The following is a 1,262-nucleotide window of genomic DNA, read 5'->3' as shown; positions in this document are numbered from 1 at the left end:
TGAGGTGTACTGTCAATAGCGGACACTCATGTTCTAAGCTGCCAGTGACTGCCGATTAAAATTTTCAGCAAACAAAGCAGGCGATATATTGCCAAGACGCGAGTGACGTCGCTGACGGTTATAAAAGCTTTCAATGTATTCCTGAATAGCCGCCTGTGCATCAGCACGTGTTGCATAGCGCTGATGATGTATCAGTTCATTTTTCAGACTTCCCCAGAAACTCTCCATAGGTGCATTGTCATAGCAGTTTCCTTTGCGTGACATGGATGTCTTCATGCCAAATTGCTCCAGCAACTCCCTGTAACTCAGTGCGCAGTATTGGCTACCACGGTCTGAGTGATGAATCAGACCAGGCGGTGGTCGTTTATTGCCGACAGCCTTCCACAATGCTTTTGCTGTCAAGGCTTGTGTCATACGTTCTCCTATGGCATAGCCGACAATCTCGCAGGTATAGATATCCTTGATTCCTGCCAGATAAAGCCATCCTTCTCCAGTGCTGATATAGGTGATATCGGTCACCCATACTTCATTTGGGCTGCTTGGGGCAAATGTCTGGTTCAACAAGTTTTCTGCTACAGGAAGCTGGTGATTCGAGTTGGTTGTCGCCTTAAATTTCTGCTTCTGTTTGCAACGTAAGGCCAATATTTGGCGCAACCGGATAATGCGGTCACGGCCAGCTTTAAACCCTTGCGCTGCCAACTCTGGTTGCATACGCAGTGGGCCATAAGTCTCCCGGCTTTGCTTATGGACGGCCGCAATGGCCACCTTGAGACGTTCATCTGACTCGGCACGTTTCGATGGAATGCTGTTTAGCCAAGCATAGAAACCGCTACGGGAAACCCCAAAACTCCGACACAAGCTGGCAATTGGATAGTCGAGTCGCATGGTCTTCATGAACGCGTATTTGGCAGCGACTCCTGCGCAAAGTACGCTGCCGCCTTTTTTACGATGTCGCGCTCCATCTTGGCCTGGGCCAATTCCTTGCGCAGCTTGGCGACTTCCGCTTCGAGTTCCGGCACAGTACGGCTTCCTGGGGCTGTCTTCTGGGGCTGACCACTCTTAGCCGCGTTCACCCAACCAACCAAAGTCCCTTTCGGAATGGCAATACGAGATGCGGCTTCCTCTAGTGTCAACCCTTGCGCCAATACAAGTTTCACCGCTTCTTCCCGCAGTTCCGGGGTATATCTTTTTTTCTGTTTCATTATTTCTCCTGATCGTTTATTTTAACAAACAGGAATGTCCGAAAAAGCCAGGATACATCA

1 protein-coding gene is annotated in these 1,262 nt (G+C 49.4%); it reads right to left on the bottom strand.

Annotation, left to right across the window (positions count from 1 at the left end; translation table 11 throughout):
- Nucleotides 1–33: 33 nt before the first annotated feature.
- Nucleotides 34–1,202, bottom strand: a protein-coding gene (locus ACO0LF_RS31275; protein WP_423021288.1) for an IS3 family transposase whose coding sequence is annotated in 2 segments (ribosomal slippage) — nucleotides 34–947 and nucleotides 947–1,202 — 1,170 coding nt in all. Because the reading frame shifts where the segments join, the coding sequence is not laid out codon by codon here.
- Between the last annotated feature and the right edge of the window lie 60 nt (nucleotides 1,203–1,262).

This window comes from Undibacterium sp. Di27W (assembly GCF_049340345.1).
In the GTDB taxonomy this organism is placed as follows: Bacteria; Pseudomonadota; Gammaproteobacteria; order Burkholderiales; family Burkholderiaceae_D; genus Undibacterium.
The sequence above is the reverse complement of the archived record's forward strand: the minus strand, read 5'-3'. Positions and strand labels throughout refer to the sequence as shown.